General features: G+C 71.4%; 18 protein-coding genes and 2 tRNA genes. 10 read left to right on the top strand and 10 right to left on the bottom strand.

The annotated features are described in order from the left end of the window. Positions 1-63: 63 nt before the first annotated feature. From ABZ840_RS28725 to ABZ840_RS28740, 4 genes are all read left to right on the top strand, one after another. Entirely contained in the window at positions 64-1,215 is a 1,152-nt protein-coding gene (locus tag ABZ840_RS28725) for an SDR family oxidoreductase (RefSeq protein ID WP_361563917.1), read from the top strand. A 241-nt stretch (positions 1,216-1,456) separates the two neighbouring features. Further along, a complete protein-coding gene (locus ABZ840_RS28730; protein WP_361563920.1) occupies positions 1,457-1,936 on the top strand; it encodes a molybdenum cofactor biosynthesis protein MoaE in 480 nt (159 codons plus the stop codon). A gap of 374 nt (positions 1,937-2,310) precedes the next feature. Beyond that, a complete protein-coding gene (locus tag ABZ840_RS28735) occupies positions 2,311-2,496 on the top strand; it encodes a hypothetical protein (protein WP_361563923.1) in 186 nt (61 codons plus the stop codon). Between the two features lie 75 nt (positions 2,497-2,571). Continuing rightward, a complete protein-coding gene (locus ABZ840_RS28740) occupies positions 2,572-3,666 on the top strand; it encodes a PDZ domain-containing protein (RefSeq protein WP_361563926.1) in 1,095 nt (364 codons plus the stop codon). A 122-nt stretch (positions 3,667-3,788) separates the two neighbouring features. Here ABZ840_RS28740 and ABZ840_RS28745 read toward each other — a convergent pair whose 3' ends face one another. Further along, entirely contained in the window at positions 3,789-4,343 is a 555-nt protein-coding gene (locus tag ABZ840_RS28745; RefSeq protein WP_361563929.1) for a PPA1309 family protein, read from the bottom strand. Positions 4,344-4,479: 136 nt separating this feature from the next. Between ABZ840_RS28745 and ABZ840_RS28750 the strand changes: the two genes are divergently transcribed. From ABZ840_RS28750 to ABZ840_RS28765, 4 genes are all read left to right on the top strand, one after another. Next, entirely contained in the window at positions 4,480-7,419 is a 2,940-nt protein-coding gene (locus ABZ840_RS28750; protein WP_361564085.1) for a UPF0182 family protein, read from the top strand. A 51-nt stretch (positions 7,420-7,470) separates the two neighbouring features. Continuing rightward, a tRNA-Met gene (locus tag ABZ840_RS28755) sits at positions 7,471-7,544 on the top strand. A 201-nt stretch (positions 7,545-7,745) separates the two neighbouring features. Next, positions 7,746-9,581 carry a tetratricopeptide repeat protein gene (locus ABZ840_RS28760; RefSeq protein ID WP_361563932.1) on the top strand — a complete coding sequence of 612 codons (1,836 nt, stop codon included), beginning with the start codon at positions 7,746-7,748 and terminating at the stop codon, positions 9,579-9,581. A 105-nt stretch (positions 9,582-9,686) separates the two neighbouring features. After that, positions 9,687-9,760, top strand: a tRNA-Met gene (locus ABZ840_RS28765). A 57-nt stretch (positions 9,761-9,817) separates the two neighbouring features. On the opposite strand, the gene ABZ840_RS28770 is transcribed toward ABZ840_RS28765, so the two are convergent. The 4 genes from ABZ840_RS28770 to ABZ840_RS28785 form a co-directional block, all read right to left on the bottom strand. Continuing rightward, entirely contained in the window at positions 9,818-10,945 is a 1,128-nt protein-coding gene (locus tag ABZ840_RS28770; RefSeq protein ID WP_361563935.1) for an ABC transporter substrate-binding protein, read from the bottom strand. A gap of 31 nt (positions 10,946-10,976) precedes the next feature. Continuing rightward, entirely contained in the window at positions 10,977-11,843 is an 867-nt protein-coding gene (locus ABZ840_RS28775) for an ABC transporter permease (protein WP_361563937.1), read from the bottom strand. After that, complete coding sequence (locus ABZ840_RS28780) at positions 11,840-12,757, bottom strand: ABC transporter ATP-binding protein (protein WP_361563939.1); 918 nt, start codon at positions 12,755-12,757, stop codon at positions 11,840-11,842. Before ABZ840_RS28780 ends, ABZ840_RS28775 begins: the two co-directional genes overlap by 4 nt. A gap of 212 nt (positions 12,758-12,969) precedes the next feature. Further along, positions 12,970-13,386 carry a Fur family transcriptional regulator gene (locus tag ABZ840_RS28785; protein WP_361563941.1) on the bottom strand — a complete coding sequence of 139 codons (417 nt, stop codon included), beginning with the start codon at positions 13,384-13,386 and terminating at the stop codon, positions 12,970-12,972. 154 nt (positions 13,387-13,540) lie between these two features. Between ABZ840_RS28785 and ABZ840_RS28790 the strand changes: the two genes are divergently transcribed. Next, positions 13,541-15,004, top strand: a complete 1,464-nt coding sequence (locus ABZ840_RS28790) for a catalase (RefSeq protein ID WP_361563943.1) — start codon at positions 13,541-13,543, stop codon at positions 15,002-15,004. A gap of 126 nt (positions 15,005-15,130) precedes the next feature. On the opposite strand, the gene ABZ840_RS28795 is transcribed toward ABZ840_RS28790, so the two are convergent. Continuing rightward, entirely contained in the window at positions 15,131-15,535 is a 405-nt protein-coding gene (locus ABZ840_RS28795; protein ID WP_361564088.1) for a CBS domain-containing protein, read from the bottom strand. A gap of 236 nt (positions 15,536-15,771) precedes the next feature. Continuing rightward, positions 15,772-16,566 (bottom strand): histidinol-phosphatase, encoded by a 795-nt coding sequence (hisN, locus tag ABZ840_RS28800; RefSeq protein WP_361563946.1) that lies wholly within the window; start codon positions 16,564-16,566, stop codon positions 15,772-15,774. A gap of 189 nt (positions 16,567-16,755) precedes the next feature. On the opposite strand from hisN, the gene ABZ840_RS28805 reads away from it, so the two are divergent. Then, positions 16,756-17,457 carry a TetR/AcrR family transcriptional regulator gene (locus tag ABZ840_RS28805; protein ID WP_361563949.1) on the top strand — a complete coding sequence of 234 codons (702 nt, stop codon included), beginning with the start codon at positions 16,756-16,758 and terminating at the stop codon, positions 17,455-17,457. 39 nt (positions 17,458-17,496) lie between these two features. On the opposite strand, the gene ABZ840_RS28810 is transcribed toward ABZ840_RS28805, so the two are convergent. The 3 genes from ABZ840_RS28810 to aroA all read right to left on the bottom strand — a co-directional run bounded on the left by ABZ840_RS28810 (position 17,497) and on the right by aroA (position 20,332). Further along, on the bottom strand, positions 17,497-17,820 hold the full coding sequence (locus ABZ840_RS28810) for a multidrug efflux SMR transporter (RefSeq protein WP_361563951.1): 324 nt from the start codon (positions 17,818-17,820) through the stop codon (positions 17,497-17,499). A gap of 130 nt (positions 17,821-17,950) precedes the next feature. Continuing rightward, positions 17,951-18,958, bottom strand: coding sequence for a ribosome small subunit-dependent GTPase A (gene rsgA / locus ABZ840_RS28815; protein WP_361563954.1), 1,008 nt, complete (start codon positions 18,956-18,958; stop codon positions 17,951-17,953). 12 nt (positions 18,959-18,970) lie between these two features. Then, positions 18,971-20,332: a 3-phosphoshikimate 1-carboxyvinyltransferase gene (gene aroA / locus ABZ840_RS28820; RefSeq protein WP_361563956.1), complete on the bottom strand. Its 1,362-nt coding sequence runs from the start codon at positions 20,330-20,332 to the stop codon at positions 18,971-18,973. Between the last annotated feature and the right edge of the window lie 49 nt (positions 20,333-20,381).

The following is a 20,381-nucleotide window of genomic DNA, read 5'->3' on the forward strand; positions in this document are numbered from 1 at the left end:
ACGCACGCTGGTCCGTACGCGCCGGTGCGCATACGTACTGAAGACAACCGCTGGAGACGCCCGGTGAGTTCCCCAGATCCGACCGTTCGCGCAGCGCGAAACGACGCTGCCAGGCCCGAGAAGATGCCCGAGACGACCCTCGCCGCGGCAGGCGCACCGCAGCACCGCCCCGTCGTGGCGGTCACCGGCGCCGCATCCGGGATCGGCACTCTGCTGACCCGAGCCCTGCTGGAATCGGACGAGGTCAAGCGGGTCGTGGCCATCGACGAGCGACGCGGGGACGAGGAGGGCGCCGACTGGCACGTACTGGACGTCCGCGACCCCGCCATCGCGGAGAAGCTCCGGGGCGCCGACGTCGTGGTGCACCTCGCGCTCGACCTCGACCTGGAGACCGATCCGGCCGCCCGGACCGCGTACAACGTGCGCGGCACCCAGACCGTCCTCACGGCGGCTGCTGCGGCCGGCGTGCACCGGGTCGTGCTGTGCACCTCGGCGATGGTCTACGGGGCGCTGCCCGACAACGACGTCCCGCTCTCCGAGGACGCCGAGCTCCGCGCCACCGCCGATGCCACGGGGGTCGGCGACCTCCTGGAGATCGAGCGCCTCGCCCACCGGGCGCCGCGAGCGCACCCGGGACTGAACGTCACCGTGCTGCGCCCCACCGTCCTCGTGGGCGGCACCGACACGGCGCTCACCCGGTACTTCGAGTCGCCGCGCCTCCTGGTCGTCGCCGGCTCCCGACCCACGTGGCAGTTCTGCCACGTGGAAGACCTGGTCAGCGCGCTGGAATACGCGGCGCTGGAGAAGGTCGAGGGCGAGCTCGCGGTCGGCTGCGACGGCTGGCTGGAGCAGGAGGAGGTCGAGGAGCTCACCGGCATCCGGCGCATGGAGCTGCCGTCCTCGGTCGCCCTGGGGGCCGCGGCCCGGCTGCACCGCATCGGGCTCACGCCGTCGCCCGCCGGCGACCTGGCGTACACCATGCACCCGTGGGTGGTCAGCGGCAGCAGGCTGCACGAAGCGGGCTGGCGGCCGCGCTGGACCAATGAGGAGGTGCTCGCGGAGCTCCTGGAGGAGGTCGCCGGACGGCACACCGTGGCCGGGCGTCGGCTGGGCCGCAAGGACGCCACCGCGGCGGGTGCCGCGGGCGCGACCGTCGCCCTCCTGGGCACCGCCGCCCTCGTGCGCCGCGCCCGTAAGGCCCGGCGGCGCCTCTGAGCGCGCCGGGCGCCGCCTCCGAAGCGGACGGCCGGCGGCCTGTCCACGCCTCTCGGGCACCGCACGCCCCGGACGTGCCGGGGACCGTACGGAAGCGGTGGCTCCCTCCGGACGGCGGGAAGGCGTCGTCCGTACCCGCCGTCCGTCCCCCTACGGTCTGGTAGGACCCTCCATACGGCGGTCCGTACACCAGGTGAAACAGCCATTCCCCAGCGCCGTGTCCGTGGGGCACGATGGGCGCATGTCAGGTACGAACCACCACCCGTCGACACATCCCGACCACCCCGGTGAGCAGGGGGTGGCGGATCCGATCCGGCTGCTGGCCATTCGGGACACGCCGCTGTCCGTGGACGAGGTCTTCGCCGCGGTGGGGGACGCCGCGTCCGGCGGGACCGCCCTGTTCGTCGGCACGGTCCGCTCGCACGACGGCGGCTCGGACGTCGACGGCCTCGGCTACTCCGCACACCCGTCGGCCGAGGCGGAGCTGCGCCGGGTCGCGGAGAAGGTGGCGGCGGACTTCCCCGTACGGGCGCTGGCCGCGGTCCACCGGGTGGGGGACCTTGCCATCGGAGACCTCGCGGTCGTCGTCGCGGTGTCCTGCGCGCACCGTGCGGAGGCCTTCGAGGCGTGCAGACGGCTGATCGACGACCTCAAGCACGAAGTGCCGATCTGGAAGCACCAGACGTTTTCGGACGGGACAGAAGAGTGGGTCGGCGCGTAAGCGCCGTCATCGGGGGGTGGAGGTCGGGCGACGGGCAGGGCGGGTCGGCGCGTAAGCGCCGTCTTCTGGGGGCGGAGGTCGGGTGACGGGAGGGCGGGTCGGCGCGTAAGCCCCACTTCGGTCCGGGGCTCCGCGCCCCGAATGGCGTAAAGAAAGCGTGTAGGACGCATACATGGGGCGTACGGGGGCGGTGAGCTGTTCCTGAGTGGGTACGCGCTCTCCACGGGTGCCCCGCCGCAGTCGCCCGTTGATCAGCCGGACAGCCGACATCCTCCTCCGGTTGCGTAACCCGCACCCGGGCGTGAGCGTTGAGCTGGCGGATGGTTAATCTGCTAATTCGTCGTTGCGGTTGTACAAGGGGTCGGGAGGCCGCTATGGGTGCGCTCCTCTGGTTGCTGATTCCGCTTCTCGCCGCGCTGGCTGCCACGGTGTGGAGCAGTTGGACGACGCGTAACCGCAAGGCCGGCGACGTCGCCGAGCTGGCCGGTTACGCCCGGTTCCGCGAAGCGATGGAACGGTCCGAGGACGCGCGTCCTCGGGAGCATTCGGACGCGGCCTGAGCCGCCGGGGCGAGCCGGGACCCGTACGGACGGCCCCGCGGGCCGCTTGTCATACTCGTCCCGTACTGTCGTTCCATGCCACGCCGGACCGCGACGCTCCTCGCTTCGACCCTCATGCTGATCGCGCTGTTGTGCGCCGGGGTGCTGATCCCCGTGCCGTACGCGCAGATGACGCCGGGGCCGACGGTCAACACCCTGGGCGATCACGCCGGTGAGCCGGTGCTCCAGATCGAGGGCCGCAAGACGTATCCGACGACCGGTCACCTGAACATGACGACGGTCCGCGTCACCGGCCCCGACTACCGCATGAACCTCTTCGAGGCGGCGTACGGCTGGCTGGCCCACGACAACGCCGTGGTGCCGCACAAGACGCTCTACCCGGACGACCAGACCGCCGAGCAGGCCGACCAGGAGAACGCCGAGGAGTTCAGCCAGTCTCAGGAGAGCGCCAAGGTGGCGGCCCTGAAGGAGCTGCACATCCCGGTCGACACGCAGGTCGTGGTCGCCTCCGTCATGAAGGACACCCCGGCCGACGGCGCGCTGCACGCCGGTGACGTGATCAAGGCGGTGGACGGCAAGGCCGTGAAGCAGCCGACGGACGTCGCCGGGCTGGTCACGAAGCGCAAGCCGGGCGAGAAGGTCACCTTCACGCTGATCCCGGCCAAGGAGGCGGCCGCGGCGGAGAAGAAGGGCAAGAAGCCCACGGGCGGCCGTGACGTCTCGCTGACGACCAAGAAGGCCACCGATGGCCGGGCGATCGTCGGCATCCAGGCCGGGCTCGACCACACGTTCCCGTTCGAGATCGACATCAAGCTCGCCGATGTGGGCGGTCCGAGCGCCGGCCTGATGTTCGCGCTCGGGATCGTCGACAAGCTCACGCCGGCCGATCTGACCGGTGGGAAGTTCGTGGCCGGTACGGGCACGATCGACGACAAGGGCGTGGTCGGGCCGATCGGCGGCATTTCCATGAAGATCGTCGCGGCCCGCGACAAGGGCGCCGAATACTTCCTGACGCCGAAGGACAACTGCGCCACCGCGGCCAAGGACACCCCGGACGGCCTCCACCTCGTCAAGGTGAACACCATTCACGACGCGACGCGGGCCCTCGCGAAGATCCGGAAGGGCGACACGAAGGATCTGCCCAGCTGCACGCCGGCCGGGCGTTCCTGACGACGGAACGGTCTCCGTGGCGGGGCGCCCCCGGCGCCCCGCCCCCAGGCGATACCCCCCAAAGGCCCCGACAGCGCCCCGCCCCCCCGGAGCGCCCCCGGAGCACCTGTTCCGCTACTCCCCTACTCCTCGAACGTCGCCGTCAACGCCTCGGCCAGGCCCGGTACGAGGTCGGCGCCGGTGAGCACCTCGGCGGTGGAGTCCTTCTCGCGCAGCCGCAGCGCCGATTCACGCCGGCCGTCCCGCAGCACCGCCACGGTCATCCGGACCTCCTGGCGGTCGGGGTGCTCGGCGACCCACTTGGCGAGCTCGTCCTCGTCCATGCCGGCCGGCACGGATTCCTCGGCGGACGGCGGCAGCATCAGCCGCTCCACGGTCATGGCGCAGCCGGCCACCGCGTCGGGCCAGGCGATGGTGGCGAGGAACTCGTCGAGCGGCACGGTGGCGGGCACCTCGTCCTGCTCCACGGGGGTCAGGGAGGCGTCGGCGTTCTCGTCGATGCCCAGCTGGGCGGCGAGGGCGGGTTCCTGGTCGCGCAGGCGCGCGGTGTCCACAAGGGCGAAAAGTCGGGCGGGCTGGTCCCAGCCGATCCCGGCCGCGTACTCGTCGATTTCGAGCACGGCGCGGGTCAGCGGGTCGGCGGCGAGAGGGGTGCCGTCCACGGGGAGGTTGGTCATGTGGAATATCGTGCCCTGAACTTCCCGGAAAACGGGAACCGGGTAAAGCCTTAGTAAGTTGCAACAGTGGGTCCTACTATCACCGGGCCCGCTTCATACGACAGCGAACTTCGAGGTGCGCACCTTGGCTTTCCAGATGCCGGACCGCGGCTCAGGCCCATCGGGGCCACGGACGAGAGTGGGCCGCCCGTCCCGGCGGATGCGGACCGGGCTTTTGACCCTGGGCGTGCTGGCCGTGCTGGCCATGCTCTTCGTGATGTTCTCCGGGTTCTGGACCGACTGGCTGTGGTACCGCTCGGTGAGGTACTCCTCGGTCTTCACCACGACCCTGTGGACCAAGGTCGGGCTGTTCTTCTTCTTCGGCGTGCTGATGGCGGCGGCCATCGGGGTCAACGTCTGGCTGGCCCACCGGCTCCGCCCGCCGCTCAGCGCCATGTCGCTGGAGCAGCAGAGCCTGGACCGCTACCGGATGAGCATCGCGCCGTACAAGAAGTGGGTGCTGGTCGCGGTCACCGCGCTGGTCGGTCTGATCGCGGGCGCGTCCGCCTCCAGTCAGTGGCGCACCTGGCTGCAGTGGGTCAACGGTGTGCCGTTCGGACAGAAGGACCCGCAGTTCGGCAAGGACATCTCCTTCTACTCCTTCGACCTGCCGTGGTTCCGCTTCCTGCTGAGCTTCGGCTTCGCGTGTGTGGTGCTGTGCCTGATCGCCGCGGCGCTCACGCACTACCTGTACGGCGGTCTGCGGGTCACGAGCCCGGGTTCGCGGGCCACGGCCGCGGCCACCGGCCATCTCTCGGTGCTGCTGGGCATCTTCGTGTCGCTGAAGGCGATCGCGTACTGGCTGGACCGGTACGGCCTCGCGGTGAAGTCCAGCGGGCTGAAGTCCGCCGAGGGCTGGACGGGCCTGCGGTACGTCGACGCGCACGCCTACCTGCCGGCGAAGACGATCCTGTTCTTCATCGCGGCGATCTGCGCCGTGCTCTTCTTCGCCACGCTCTGGCGGCGGACCTGGCAGCTGCCCGTCATCGGCTTCGGCCTGATGGTGCTCTCCGCCGTCCTGATCGGCGGGCTGTACCCGGCAATCGTGCAGAAGTTCCAGGTCCAGCCGAACGAGCAGGCCAAGGAAGCTCCGTACATCAAGGAGAACATCCAGGCCACCCGGGATGCCTACGGCATCGGCGGCTCCAAGGTCACCGGCTACAAGGGTGACTACAAGCCGACGGACAAGGCGGACAACGAGCGGCTGCGCGCCGACGCCGACACCACCGCGAGCATGCGCCTGCTGGACCCGAACGTCGTCTCGCCCACGTTCCAGCAGCAGCAACAGGTCCGCGGTTACTACCAGTTCCCCGCCACGCTCGACGTCGACCGGTACAAGGACGACAAGGGCAAGGAGCAGGACACCGTCATCGGCCTGCGCGAGCTGAACATCGCCGGCATCCCCGAGCGCAACTGGATCAACGACCACTTCAAGTACACCCACGGGTACGGCGCGGTCACCGCCAAGGGGACCGGCACGGTCAACGAGGGCGAGCCGGACTACACCGAGAAGAACCTCCCGGCCAAGGGCCACCTGGGCAAGTACGAGCAGCGTGTCTACTACGGCGAGAAGACCTCGCAGTACTCCATCGTCGGGGGCCCGCAGAAGGAGCTGGACTACTCCGACGACAGCGGCGAGAAGAGCTACAGCTACACCGGCAAGAGCGGGGTGAACCTCGCCAACCCCGTCAACCGGGCGGCGTACGCCGTGGCCTTCGGCGAGCCCCAGATCCTGTACTCGGGCGCCATCGGTGAGGGCTCGCGCATCCTGTACAACCGCACGCCCAAGGAGCGCGTGGAGTCGGTCGCGCCGTGGCTCACCATCGACGGCGACGCCTACCCGGCGGTGGTCGACGGCCGCATCAAGTGGATCGTGGACGCGTACACCACGAGCAACGGTTATCCGTACGCCTCGCGGACCACGCTCGGCGACACCACGGCGGACTCGCTGACCGACGGCCAGCGCGCGGTGGTGGCCCAGCAGAACCAGGTCAACTACATCCGCAACTCCGTGAAGGCGACGGTCGACGCGTACGACGGCTCCGTCAAGCTCTACCAGTGGGACAAGAAGGACCCGGTCCTGAAGACCTGGATGAAGGCCTTCCCCGGCACGGTCGAGTCGAAGTCGAAGATCAGCAACGATCTGATGGAGCACCTGAGGTACCCGCAGGACCTGTTCAAGGTGCAGCGTCAGCTGCTGACCACGTACCACGTCACCGACGCGAACACCTTCTACACCGGCAGCGAGCGCTGGCAGATCCCGAACGACCCGACGACCAAGTCGGCGACCGCGGTTCCGCCGTACTACCTCAGCATGAAGATGCCGGACCAGAAGAACCAGACGTTCTCGCTGACGACGACGTTCACGCCGAACAAGCGGGACAACCTGGGCGCGTTCATGGCGGTCGACGCCAACGCCAAGAGTCCGGACTACGGGAAGATCAGAATCCTGAAACTCCCGTCCGAGACCACGGTCCCGGGTCCGCAGCAGGTGCAGTCGAAGTTCAACTCCGACGACACGGTCGCCAAGACGCTCAACATCCTCAAGAAGGGCGACTCGGAGATCGAGTACGGCAACCTGCTCACCGTCCCCCTGGACGGCGGCCTGCTGTACGTCGAGCCGGTCTATCTGAGGGGCGCGGGCACGAACTACCCGCTGCTGAAGAAGGTGCTCGTCAGCTACGGCAACAAGGCGGCCTTCGAGAACAGCCTCGGCGAGGCGCTGGACGTGGTGTTCGGCAAGAAGGCACCGAACGTCGGTGACGACGGCGAGGAGGACACCACCACGCCGCCGGACGAGGGCAGTACGACCCCGCCCTCGGACCAGTCGGTGCAGGACGCGCTGGACGACGCGCAGCAGGCCTACGAGGACGGCGAGAAGGCCCGCGTGGAAGGCGACTGGAGCGGCTACGGCGAGGCGCAGAAGAAGCTGAAGGCCGCGCTGGACCGGGCGGCCGCTGCCGAGAAGAAGGCGGGCGAGAAGGCCGGTTCGTCGGACAAGGGCGGCTCGGACAAGGGGGACAAGCAGGGCGGCTGACCGCCGATTATGGCTGCGACTCCGCGCCGTGGTACCTTAAATACACAACGGCGCGGGGTGGAGCAGCTCGGTAGCTCGCTGGGCTCATAACCCAGAGGTCGCAGGTTCAAATCCTGTCCCCGCTACTGAAGACGAAGGCCCGGATCTCAGGATCCGGGCCTTCGTCATGTGTGGGCGTCACATATCTGCGCGTTAAACCACTCGCATTGGGGAGACTCGCCTTCCGAGCGTTTGGCATGTCGTCGTGTCGGGAAGTCGACAAAACGCTGTAGTGACCTCACTGGCTGCGGTATACCAGGTGTACCCGGGCTTCGGGTGGTGCGACGATGGCCCTTATGGGGGACAAGGCAAGGTTGTTGGAGACAGGACCGTTTGTGCATGCGCCCGACGACGGGCGCGAATCCGAGCTGCCGCCGGTCGCGGACGACGCGACGGACGCGGCCGACACCGCCGAGCCGCCCGAGGCCGCCGAGGTCCTGGACGAGGTGGGGCACCGCAAGGCGGCCGCCGCCGGCGATCCGGCAGCGGCGAGCATGCTCGGCGCGATGCTGCTGCGGCGCGGCGATCTGGACGGTGCCGAACCGTGCCTGCGCACCGCCACCGTCGCGGGCGACCGGGCCGCGGCCAACAACCTCGGAGTCCTGCTGCACCAGCGCGGTTACGCCGACGAGGCGGCCGGCTGGTGGCGCATCGCCGCCGTGGCCGGCTCCGCCGCCGCGGCGCACGCGCTGGGCCGCCACTACCGTGAGCGCGGCGACGAGCCCGCCGCCGAGTACTGGCTGCGCCAGGCCGCCGAATCCGGCCACTGCCTGGGCGCTTACGCGCTGGCCGACCTGCTGGACCACCGCGGCGAGGAGGGTGCCGAGCAGTGGTTCGTGGCCGCCGCCGAACGCGGCCACCGCGAAGCGGCGTACCGCCTCGCGCGCATCCTCGACGAGCGGGAGGCCGACGGCTCCGCGTACGGCGAGCACGCCGAACCGCGTGCTGCCGCCGAGCAGTGGTACCGCCAGGCCGCGGCCCGCGGTCACCGCAGGGCGGCGCTGCACCTCGGCACGCTCCTGGAGGAGCGCGGCGAGCTGAAGGAGGCCGGGCGGTGGTACCTCATCGCGGCCAAGGACGGCGAGCCGCGCGCCGCGTGCGCGCTCGGCTTCCTGCTCAAGGACGCGGGCGACGAGGAGAGCGCCGCCGAGTGGTGGCGCCGGGCTGCCCAGGAGGGCGACGGCAACGCCGCCAACGCGCTGGGTGCGCTGCACGCCGACCGCGGCGAGCTGCAGACCGCCGAGCGGTGGTACCGCGCGGCGCTGGAGGCCGGCGACGTCAACGGCGCGTACAACATCGGCCTGCTCTGTGCCCAGCAGGGCAGCGACGGCCGCAGCGAGCAGTGGTACCGCCGGGCCGCCTACGCGGGTCACCGGGAGGCGTCCAACGCGCTCGCCGTGCTGCTGCTCCAGCGCGGCGACGCGTCCGGGGCCGAGCCGTGGTTCTCCAAGGCGGCCGAGGCCGGCAGCGTGGACGCCGCGTTCAACCTCGGCATCCTGCACGCGGGCCGGGGCGCGGAGCGCACCTCCCGCAAGTGGTACGAGCGGGCCGCCGACGCCGGGCACACCGAGGCCGCGCTGCAGGCGGCCATCTCCTTCCTGCGGGAGGGCGAGTGGCAGGACGCCGAGCGGCACCTGCGGCGCGCCGCGGGCGCGGGCAGCACCGAGGCGGCCTACCGGCTCGCCGCGCTGCTGGACCGCGAGGCCCGCGGCCCGGAGGAGTCCGGCGGCGAGAGCGAGGAGTGGTACGAGCGCGCCGCCGAGCAGGGGCACCGCGGTGCCCAGGTGCGGATGGGCATGCTCGCCGCGTCCCGGGGCGACGCGGTGGCGGCGGCCGACTGGTACCGGGCGGCGGCCGAGGCCGGCAGCCGCAACGCGGCCTTCAACCTCGGGCTGCTGCTGGCGCGCGAGGGCAGCCTCCCGGAGGCCGCCCTGTGGTGGACGCGGGCCGCCGAGGCCGGGCACGGCCGCGCGGCGCTGCGTCTCGCGCTGCTGGCGGCCCGGCGGGGCGCGCTCGCGGAGAGCCAGCGGTGGTGCGCGCGGGCCGTGGAGCTGGGGCCGCCGGAGGTCACCCAGCGTGCCTCGCGGCTGAGCGATGCCCTCAAGGAGGAGCTGAGCGCATGAGGTCCGGCCGGTCCCGCGAGGCCGGCCGGACACCCGGTGCGCGGGGCGCCGGGAGAGGAATTTGCGCTGGTCGTCGGCTTGGGGTTAGAGTTGTGAACACAACGGCGCGGGGTGGAGCAGCTCGGTAGCTCGCTGGGCTCATAACCCAGAGGTCGCAGGTTCAAATCCTGTCCCCGCTACTGAAGGCGAAGGCCCGGATCTCAGGATCCGGGCCTTCGTCATGTGTGCGTGCGCGGTCAGGGCCGGTGGCCGACCGCCTCTGCATAGAGGGCGCGGTCCACGAGCCGGTTCTCCGGGACCGGTGTCCCCTCGGTGACCCCCGCGTCGCGGTAGGCGCGCTGCAGCCGGTCCGCCGTGCCCTTGCGGATCTCCCAGTCCATCCGCAGCGACGGCACCGCCGTCAGGACGTCCGCTTCGACCTTCAGCAGCTTCGCCAGCTCCGCGACGAACTTCCCGTCGGCCTTGTAGTCGCCGCGGAAGTAGGTGTTGACGGTACGGATGTACGCGCGGAGGAAGGCGACGCCGGCGTCCGGGTCGCGCTGCAGCAGGTTCGGGCCGTACAGGGCGCCGCCGAGCGGTTCGCCCTGCGGCTGGCCGCCGAGGAACGCGTACCTCTTGTCGTGGTCGACGGTCCGCCAGACCGGGTCCAGCAGCCAGGCGGCGTCGACCCCGCCACCGGTGAGCGCGGTCAGCACGTCCGCGGAACCGAGCTGCTGGAAGGTGACGGAGTCCATGCGGGCGCCGTGCCGGGCGAAGGACCGGTCCATCGGGTACATGATCACCGAGCCCTTGCCGATCATCGTGCCGAGGCTCGCGTTCTTCAGGGACGCCGAGCGGGCCGTCTCGCCCTTGCGGAGACGGATCCACAGGCCGCTCTTGGACCGCGGGTCGGGCGAGAAGTTCCCGGCGACCCAGCGGATGTCGAAGCCGCCGGCGATGCCGTTGACGACGGCGGCCTCCGGCGCCGCCCACAGCACGTCCACGTCGCCCTTGGCGAGCAGCGGCAGCGCCTCGGGCGTGGGCAGCACCTTGAGGTGGACGTCCAGGCCCTCCTTGGCGAACTCGCCCTTGGCCAGCGCCATTCGTACGGGCGCGACGTACTCGGCGTTCAGGGTGCCGGTGGCGAGGGTGAGCGACCGCCGCTTCTTGAGGGGGCGGGCGGCCGGCGTTCCCTTGTCGCACCGGGCCGGTGCGCGGTCCGCCGTCAGGTCGGCGGGGTCGGTCCAGGCGCCCGCGCCGCAGCCGGCGACCGGCTTGACCGGCCGGGGCTCGGTGGCCGCCGCGGGAGGTTCCTGTGCGGTGCAGCCGGCGGAGAGGACGAGGGCGGCGGTCAGCGCGGCGAGCGCGGTGGTGCGGCGACGCATGGGGCCTCCGTACGCGAAGAGGGCTACGGGCTCAGCTCTGGGAACGGCCGCGGTCGCGCGGCGCCCAGGGGGTGAGGAAGCGGCCGGCCAGCCGCACCAGCTCGGAGAAGAGCACGCCGAGCACGGCGACGCAGACGATCCCGACGAACATCACGTCGTTCTGGAACAGCGCGCGCGAGTCGAAGATCAGGTGGCCGAGGCCGTCGGCTGCGGCGATCTGCTCCGAGGCCACGATCACCAGGACCGCGACGCCGGCCGCGATCCGGGCCCCGACCAGTACGGCGGGCAGTGAGGCGGGCAGCAGTACGTGCCGGAACATCTGCCAGGCGCTCGCGCCGAAGACCCGTCCGGCGTCGCGGTGCCCGGCCGGCACGGCGAGTACCGCCGCCATGGTGGAGATCCATACGAAGAAGAAGACGGTGGCCGCGACCAGCGCGATCTGCGGCCCCTCGCCGAGCCCGAACATGTTGAGGAAGACCGGCAGCAGGGCCAGCTTCGGCACCACGTACAGGGCGTCCAGCAGAGGCTCCAGGGCGGCGCGCACGAGGGCGAGTGAGCCCATCAGGAGGCCGAGTGCGTAGCCCGAGACGGTCCCGATGGCATAGCCCGCGAGGACCCGTTGGAGCGTGGCCCACACGTCCGGCCACAGCGCTCCGGCCAGCGCCCGGTCCCAGCCGTCGGCCAGGATCGTGGTGGGCGCCGGGTAGATCCGGGCGTCGATCCAGCCGCTCGTGGCGGCCAGCTGCCACAGCAGTACCAGGACGGCCGGGACGGCGAGCGCGAGACCGGTTTCCAGGGCGCGGCGCCGCCGGTGGGCGCTGCGCGGCCGGAGTTCGCGCGGGCCGGGCCGGCGTACGAGGACGGTCTCGCGGGGCGTGGCGCGGTCGGTGAGCGTCATGCGCGCACCTCCGGCGTGCGGGAGCGGCCGTCCACCTCGCCGCGCAGCAGTTCCCACAGTTCGGCCTTGAGCGCGGTGAACTCCGGTGCGCCGCGGACCGCTCCGCTCCGGGGCCGGCCGAAGGGCGGGCGCCGCTCGGCGATGATCCGGCCGGGCCGCGCCGACATCACCAGGACCCGGTCGCCGAGGACGAGGGCCTCTTCGAGGCTGTGCGTGATGAAGAGCGTCGTCGTGTGCGTGTGCTGGGTGAGGTCCAGCAGCTCGTCCTGGAGGATCGTGCGCAGCTGGGCGTCCAGGGCGGCGAACGGCTCGTCCATGAGCAGGATCTCGGGCTCCACGGCGAGCGCCCGGGCGATGGCCACGCGCTGGCGCATGCCGCCGGAGAGGGCGGCCGGGTAGGCGTCGGCGAATTCGGCGAGCCCCATCCGGGCCAGCCAGGAGCGCGCCCGGGCGTCGGCCTCCTTGCGGGGCACGCGTTGGACGTCCAGGCCGAAGCGGACGTTGGCCAGTACGGACTTCCAGTCGTAGATGCCGTAGTCCTGGAAGATCATCGCGGCCGGGCGGGGGCCGGCGGCGCGGATCTCCAGCTCACCGGTGCCGGGCCGGAGCAGCCCTGCGGCAATTCGCAGCAGGGTGGACTTGCCGCAGCCCGAGGGGCCCACGAGGCAGACGAACTCGCCCGGCGCGACATCGAGGTCGAGCGGGCCGAGTGCGGTGAGCGCCTTGCGGCCGCGCCCGAAGGAGCGGCCGAGCGACCGGGCACGGAGGGCGGGCGGGGGCTGCGTCCCGGTGTCGGCCGGGCGCGGGACGGCGGACGGGTGCGGCGGGTGCGGCTCTCCCACGGTGTGCTCCTCGCGGAGTGCGGGCGGGCTGCCGCGGCGGTCCCGGGCAGCCGTGGGGGTGGCGCGGCGCACGATATGACGATCCGTCAGAAACAGGAAGAGGCGTGCGGACGTACGCGGGGCCGGCCGGTGCGCGGGAGGTCGGCGGCCGTCGACAGTCGGCCGAAAATCGCTGGTCGGCGACCCCGTCGGGAGGGTGGCATACCGAAAAGCCCGCCGCGGTGGGCGGCGGGCTGAAAGGGTCGGTGATGGGAGATCGAGGGGGTACCGCGGTGGCTCGGGTGTCAGGCGCTCGCGCAGTTCGGGCAGACGCCGCGGTAGGTGACCGAGACCTCCGAGACCGCGAAGCCGAATCGTTCCGGCTCGGGAAGGGCCGCCAGCGGGTCGCTCGCGATGTGCACGTCACGGATCGTGCCGCACTGCGAGCAGACGAGGTGGTGGTGGTCGTGGTGGGCGTTGGGGTCGTACCGCTTGGCGCGGCCGTCCGTGCTCACCTCCAGCACCTCGCCGAGCGAGACGAGCTCGCCGAGCGTGTTGTAGACGGTGGCGCGGGAGATCTCCGGCAGGCGCTCGGACGCCCGCGCGTGCACCTCGTCGGCGGTGTAGTGGACGTGGTCCCCGTCCAGGACCTCGGCGACGACGCGGCGCTGTGCGGTCAGCCGCCAGCCGCGTCCCCGGAGTCGTTCGAGCAGGTCACTCATCGCAATCACCCATCAGTCAGATATGAGCCAGAGTACCAGCGGTGTCCATCACCGGAACGCGTACGGGATTCGGATCCTTCTTGACTTAGACATTGTCCAATGTAGGATCGAGTACGGCGCAAGCCAAGGGCAGGTATTTACACAGGAGGCGCACGTGTCGGTAGAAAGCACCACGGGACCGCTGACCACGGAGTCCGGTGCTCCGGTCGCGGACAACCAGAACAGCGAGACGGCCGGCATCGGCGGTCCCGGTCTGATCCAGGACCAGCTGCTGATCGAGAAGCTCGCGCACTTCAACCGTGAGCGGATCCCGGAGCGGATCGTGCACGCCCGCGGCGCCGGTGCGTACGGCACCTTCACCGTCACCGCCGATGTGACCAAGTACACCCGCGCGAAGTTCCTCTCCGAGGTCGGCAAGCAGACCGAGACCTTCCTGCGCTTCTCGACCGTCGCGGGCAACCTCGGCGCGGCGGACGCGGTGCGCGACCCCCGCGGCTTCGCGCTGAAGTTCTACACCGAGGACGGCAACTACGACCTCGTCGGCAACAACACCCCGGTGTTCTTCATCAAGGACGCCATCAAGTTCCCCGACTTCATCCACACCCAGAAGCGCGACCCGTACACCGGCTCGCAGGAGGCGGACAACGTCTGGGACTTCTGGGGCCTGTCGCCGGAGTCGACGCACCAGGTGACCTGGCTGTTCGGCGACCGCGGCATCCCCGCCTCGTACCGCCACATGGACGGCTTCGGCTCGCACACCTTCCAGTGGAACAACGAGGCCGGCGAGGCCTTCTGGGTCAAGTACCACTTCAAGACCGACCAGGGCATCAAGACCCTGACCAGCGAAGAGGCCGCCAAGCTCGCGGGCGAGGACCCCGACAGCCACCAGCGCGACCTGCGGGAGTCGATCGAGCGCGGTGACTTCCCGAGCTGGACCGTCGGCGTGCAGATCATGCCCGTCGCCGAGGCCGCGAACTACCGCTTCAACCCGTTCGACCTCACCAAGGTGTGGCCGCACGCGGACTACCCGGTCATCGAGATCGGCAAGCTGGAGCTGAACCGCAACCCGCAGAACATCTTCGCCGAGGTCGAGCAGTCGATCTTCTCCCCGCACCACTTCGTGCCGGGCATCGGCCCCTCGCCCGACAAGATGCTGCAGGGCCGCCTCTTCGCGTACGGCGACGCCCACCGGTACCGCGTCGGCATCAACGCCGACCACCTGCCGGTGAACCGTCCGCACGCCACCGAGGCGCGCAGCCACGGCCGGGACGGCGCGCTGTACGACGGCCGGCACGGCGGCCAGAAGAACTACGAGCCGAACAGCTTCGGCGGCCCGGCCGAGACCGGCCGCGCGCTGTGGCAGCCGCTCCCGGTCGCCGGCACCACCGGCGAGGCGGTGGCTCCCTCGCACGCCGAGGACGACGACTTCGTGCAGGCGGGCAACCTCTACCGCCTGATGACGGAGGAGGAGAAGGACCGCCTGATCGACAACCTCGCGGGCTTCATCTCGAAGGTCTCGCGCGACGACATCGCGCAGCGCGCCATCGAGAACTTCCGCAAGGCGGACGCGGACTACGGCAAGCGACTGGAGGCCGCGGTCCAGGCCCTGCGCGGCTGACCGGTCACTTTCGCGGACCGCGTCGTCCGGGGCCCCTTCACCCCGGAGAGAGGAGGCCGGACACCCTCGGGTGTCCGGCCTCCTCGGCATTCCGGGGGCGGGCCGCAGCGGTCCGCCCCGCTCCGCTCAGGCCGGTACGGCCGTGGCCGCCCGTTCCCGGTGGGCGGAGCGGCAGCGCATGATGTCGCGTACGGACACCACGCCCACCGGCTCCCATTCGTTGAGCACGATCAGGTGCCGGAAGCCGCCGTGCACCATCGCGGCGGCGGCTTCGTCCAGAGTCCAGTCCGGAGCGGCGAAGACGACGTCGGTGGTGGTGTGGGTCTGTGCGGTCTCGTGGTCGGGGTTCTCCCCGGCGCCCAGGGAGTTGAGGATGTCGCGCTCGGTCAGGATGCCGAGTCCCTCGGCGTCGGTGTCGAGTACCACGGCGGCGCCGACGCGCCGTGCCGCCATCAGGTGTGCTGCCTGCCGGAGTGTGTGTGCGGGCCCGATGGTGAGGACCACCGTGCTCATGGCGTCTCGGACGTACATGGGCATGGAGTGGAGCCACCTCCTTGGTGAACCCCCGGAGGAATTCCCGGCGCCGGAGACGCCTGGAGAAATTTTTCACAAACGCACAAGCGGGGGGATTCTCATGTTCACATGCCCTGTGGTGCGCGACAAGGGGCGCGTGAGGACCGGTCTGCCGGCCACGCGCCCCAAGGCGCCGTTTGACGGCCCGCGAGCGGGAGGAGCGGGCGAAGTCGCCGGAGCGGCGTACGGGGCGCTCAGTCCCGCAGGTAGCTCAGCAGGTCCTCGTGGAGCAGCCCGTTGGAGGCCGCCGCGTTGCCGCTGTGCGGACCCGGCGTCCCGTCCAGGCCGGTGAAGCGCCCGCCGGCCTCCTGCACGACGACGGCGCACGCGGCCATGTCCCAGAGCGACAGCTCCGGCTCGGCGCAGATGTCCACGGAGCCCTCGGCCACCATCATGTAGGGCCAGAAGTCGCCGTACGCGCGGGTGCGCCACACCTCGCGCGACAGGTCCAGGAAGCCGCCCAGTGTGCCGCGCTCCTCCCAGCCGGTGAGCGAGGAGTAGGCGAACGACGCGTCCTGGATGCGCCCGACGCTCGACACCTGGAGACGCTGAGCGGAGGTCAGGCTGCGGCCGGTGTAGGCGCCGAGTCCCTCGGCCGCCCACCAGCGGCGGTGCAGCGCGGGCGCGGAGACCACGCCGACGACCGGACGGTCGCCGCCCTCGCCGCGCTCCATCAGGGCGATCAGGGTGGCCCAGACCGGCACGCCGCGCACGTAGTTCTTCGTGCCGTCGATCGGATCGATGATCCAGCGGCGCGGCCCCGAACCCTCCGAGCCGAACTCCTCGCCGAGCACCGCGTCCCGCGGCCTGGCCCGCGCGAGGTGGCCCCGGATCAGCTCCTCGGCCGCCTTGTCGGCCTCGCTCACCGGCGTCATGTCCGGTTTGGTCTCGACCTTCAGATCGAGCGCCTTGAACCGTTCCATGGTCGCGGCGTCCGCAGCGTCCGCGAGGACGTGGGCGAGACGGAGATCATCGTGATAGTCGGCCATGTGCGAACACTATCTTTCTCGGTCCCTGAGCACGGAAAACCCATGGACCGCCGGCGGGCGTGGCGTCCCGCCGGGAGCCGTTCCCCGCCCGCCGGCAGACCTTTGCTCCGGACCCTTGACACCACCTGGCGGGGCGTCAATTCTGTGCGCACACAAGGCCATATGGGCACTACGGCCTGGGAGGCGACGATGCCCGCAGCGCGTGATTCCTTACTGGACGCCGCCTACGCGGCGCTCGAAGTGCGGCCCTGGGCAGGCGTCCGGATGGTCGATGTCGCCGCAGCGGCGGGCGTCTCCCGGCAGACCCTCTACAACGAGTTCGGCAGCAAGCAGGGGCTCGCGCGCGCCCTGGTACGCCGGGAGACCGAGGGCTATCTGGCGGGCGTGGAGCGCATCCTGACCCGGCCCGCGGCCGACGGCCTCCCCGAGGACCACGACCCAGGCACCGACCACGGCCGCCCGGCCGGTGTCCCCGAGGAGGCGCAGGCCAGGCTGGCCGCGGCGGCCGACTGGACGCTGCGCACCGCCCGTGCCAACCCGCTCGTACGGGCCGTGCTGACGGGGTGCTGGAACGAGCGGCTGCCCTCGCCCGCGGACCAGTCGCTTCCGCTGCCGGTACCAGGGGCCCGAACGGGCTTTCCCATGGTGCCGCCGCCGGTGGAGGCGCCGCTGCCCGGGCCGAGCGAGCTGGTCGGCCGGTTCAGCGACCGGGCGGTGGCCGCGCTGGAGGCGGACTGGCCCAAGGAGGAGCTGACCGAGCTGGGGAGCGCGTGCACGGCGGCGGTCCGGCTCACCCTGTCCTGCGTGGTCGCGCCCGCCGACCCCGAAGAGGTCGGGCGGCTCGTGCGGGGCGCGTTCGCCGGCCTGCCGCGCCAGCCGGCCGGGCGCTGAGCCCGGCGTACGGGGCCGGGCCGAGGGCGCCCGGTCCCGTCAGTGCGCCGAGCCCGAGAACTGGAGCCCGATCGCGCCGGCGATGACGAGCGTGATCGAGACGATCTTCAGGGTCGACACCACGTCACCGAGGAAGATCATGCCGTAGGCCGCCGTACCGGCTGCCCCCAGACCGGTCCACACCGCGTACGCCGGGCCCACGTCCAGCTTCTTCAGCGACAGCGTCAGCAGCCCGAAGCTGCCGAGCGCGAAGGCGCAGAAGGCGACCGTGGGCCACAGCCGGGTGAAACCGTGCGAGAGCTTCAGGCACACCGCGAAGCCCGTCTCCAGGATTCCCGCCACCACGACGAGCAGCCACGCCATCAGTTTGCCTCCGTCAGAGTCCGGCGACCGCTTCGCCCGTTCTGAGAGCCCGTGCCTGATGTGATTATGCAGTTGATACCGGCTCGCGGCAGCCATCTTCCGCGTGCCGGGCGCGCGGGCAGACGGGCCGTCAGTCGCCCTCGCGCCGCTCCCGGGTGGCCAGCAGCCGCCGCAGCGAGTAGAGCCGCGCCGGGTCGGCGTGGCCGTCGGCGACCCATTGGTCCAGCGCACAGTCCGGCTCGTCGTGGCTGCAGGCGCGCGGGCACTCGGCCGTGCCCGGCTCCAGGTCGGGGAAGGCGTGGATGACCCGCGAGGGGTCGATGTGATGCAGTCCGAAGGACCGCACGCCGGGCGTGTCGATCACCCAGCCTCCGTTGTCCGCCAGCGGCAGGGCCAGCGCCGAGGTGGTCGTGTGCCGGCCGCGCCCGGTGACCGCGTTGACGTGCCCGGTGGCCCGCCGCCGCTCCGGTACCAGGGCGTTGACCAGCGTGGTCTTGCCCACCCCGGAGTGGCCGACGAAGGCGGTGATGCGCCCCGTCAGCCGCTCGCGCACCCGGTCGGCGGCGGCGCCGTCGGCCAGCTCCTCGCGGTTGGTCACGACGTACGGGACGCCCAGCGCGCCGTAGGACTCCAGCAGCGTGTCCGGCGGCGCCAGGTCGGACTTGGTGAGCACCAGCAGCGGCTCCAGCCCCGCGTCGTACGCGGCGACCAGGCAGCGGTCGATCAGCCGGGGCCGCGGCTCGGGGTCGGCGAGCGCGGTGACGATCGCCAGCTGGTCGGCGTTGGCGACCACCACCCGCTCGTACGGATCGTCGTCGTCGGCCGTGCGCCGCAGCACGGACGTGCGCGGCTGGACCCGGACGATGCGGGCCAGGGTGTCCTTGGCACCGGTGAGGTCGCCGACGACCATGACCCGGTCGCCGACCACCACTCCCTTGCGGCCCAGCTCACGAGCCTTCATCGCGATGACCGTGCGGTCCTCGATCAGGCACGTGATGCGGCCCCGGTCGACGGTGAGCACCAGCCCTTCGCTGGCGTCCTCGTGCTTCGGCCGGATGTTCGAACGGGGGCGGTTGCCCTTGCGGTTGGGGCGGACCCGGACGTCGTCCTCGTCGGTGTGCTTGCCGTAGCGGCGCATCGGGCGGAACTCTCAGGCTCTCCGGGCGGCGGCCGTCGCCGGACTGAGCATGTCCGTCCACATCTCGGGGAAGTCGGGCAGCGTCTTGGCCGTGGTGCCGACGTTCTCCACCTCGACCCCCTCGACGGCCAGGCCGAGGATCGCGCCGGCGGTGGCCATGCGGTGGTCGTCGTAGGTGTGGAACACCCCGCCGTGCAGCGGGCGCGGCCGGATGCGCAGCCCGTCGGCGGTCTCGGTGACGTCGCCGCCGAGACCGTTGATCTCCTTGGTGAGCGCCGCGAGCCGGTCGGTCTCGTGCAGCCGGAGGTGGGCCACGCCGCGCAGTACGGACTCGGAGTCGGCCAGCGCCGCGACCGCCGCGATGCCCGGGGTCAGCTCGCCGACCTCGCTCAGGTCGATGTCGATGCCGTGGATCCGGCCGCTGCCGGTGAAGGTCAGGCCCTGCTCGGTCAGTTCGCAGGAACCGCCCATTTCGGTGAAGATCTCGCGCAGCGCGTCGCCCGGCTGCGTGGTGCGCGCGGGCCAGTCCGGGATGGTGACGCGGCCGCCCGTGACCAGTGCGGCGGCCAGGAACGGCTGGGCGTTGGAGAGGTCCGGCTCGACGGTGAGGTCGCGGCCGAGCAGCGCGCCGGGGGTGACCCGCCAGACGTTCGGCTCGCCGCCGGCCTCCGGGGTGTCCACCTGCGCGCCGGCGATCCGCAGCATGTCCACGGTCATCCGGATGTGCGGCATGGAGGGCAGCTTGTCGCCCACGTGCCGTACCTCCACGCCCTGGTTGAAGCGCGGCGCGGACAGCAGCAGGGCGCTGACGAACTGGGAGGAGGACGACGCGTCGATCTCGACCCGGCCGCCGTCCAGGCCGCCGCTGCCGTGCACGGTCATCGGGAGCGCGCCGCGGTGGTCGTCGTCGATGCGCGCGCCGAGGGCACGCAGGCCGTCGATCACGCCGCCCAGCGGACGCTCGTACGACCGGGGGTCGCCGTCGAAGCGGATCGGGCCGTCGGCCAGCGCCGCGACCGGCGGCAGGAAGCGCATGACCGTACCGGCGTTGCCGACGTCGACGGTGGCGGGGCCGCGCAGCCCGGCGGGGATGATGCGCCAGGCCTCGCCGCCGCCTGCCTTGCCGGACGGCGCCGAGCTGGAGGAGACGGTCTCGTCGATGCCCACGCCCATGGTGCGGAGCGCCTGGGCCATCAGGAGGGTGTCGCGGGAGCGCAGCGGGCGGCGCAGCCAGCCCGGCTCGGAGGAGAGGGCGGCCAGGACCAGGCCACGGTTGGTGACCGATTTGGACCCGGGCACGGTGACGGTCGCGTCGACCGCCCCGGGCGCGGTGGGGGCTGGCCAGAGGGCGGTGTGTGCGGGGCTCTCGGTCATGCAGCTCACTTTAATGGCTCACCAGGAGGGCAGATCTTGATCAAATGGG

The organism is Streptomyces sp. NPDC047117 (assembly GCF_040643545.1).
Classification (GTDB): Bacteria; Actinomycetota; Actinomycetes; order Streptomycetales; family Streptomycetaceae; genus Streptomyces.